Raw genomic sequence first — 714 nt, 5'->3', positions numbered from 1 at the left:
GGGTGGGAGCGGGCGGGCGGCTAGACCGCTGCCGCCGCGGACCGGTCCCGGGCCCCCGGGTGCGGGGCCCGGCCGGTCCGCGTGCGCTGTCGCGCCGGGTCAGGCCAGCTTGGCCGACAGGGTGATCGGTACGGCCTTCAGGGCCTGGCTGACCGGGCAGTTGGCCTTGGCGTCCTCGGCGGCGGCGACGAACGCGTCGTTGTCGATGCCGGGGACGGTGCCCTCCACGGTGATGTGGATGCCGGTGATGCCCTCGCCGGGCTGGAAGGTGACATCGGCGGACGTCGTCAGCCGGGTGGGCGGGGTGCCGGCCTTGTCGAGGATGTTCGAGAAGGCCATGGAGAAGCAGCTGGAGTGGGCCGCGGCGATCAGCTCCTCCGGGCTGGTCTTGCCGTTCGCCTGCTCGGCGCGCGACGGCCATGACACGGGCTGCTGGTCGATGGCGCCGGAGGAGTCGAAAGTGACGACGCCGCTGCCCTGGAACAGGTTGCCTTCCCAGACAGTGTGTGCGGAGCGCGTGGTTGCCACGGTTCTTCCTTTCCGATGGGGTCCCGTGCCCGGGATTCCTTCCCCCATCCGATCACATTCCGGCGCGGCGCACACGGAAGACGGCCGCCCCGTGGGGCTGCCTCGGTGCGCCGTGCTCAGGCGGGGGCGTCCCCCACGGCGAGGCGGGGCAGCGTGGGCCGGGTGCCGGTGCGGGCGGCCGTCTTC

General features: G+C 73.1%; 1 protein-coding gene. It reads right to left on the bottom strand.

The genetic code is table 11. The features are described from left to right. Positions 1 to 99 precede the first annotated feature (99 nt). Complete coding sequence (locus MTQ10_RS30895) at positions 100 to 528, bottom strand: OsmC family protein (protein ID WP_247474131.1); 429 nt, start codon at positions 526 to 528, stop codon at positions 100 to 102. Between the last annotated feature and the right edge of the window lie 186 nt (positions 529 to 714).

This window comes from Streptomyces sp. XM83C (assembly GCF_023072675.1).
Lineage (GTDB): Bacteria > Actinomycetota > Actinomycetes > Streptomycetales > Streptomycetaceae > Streptomyces > Streptomyces thermocoprophilus.
The sequence above is the reverse complement of the archived record's forward strand: the minus strand, read 5'-3'. Positions and strand labels throughout refer to the sequence as shown.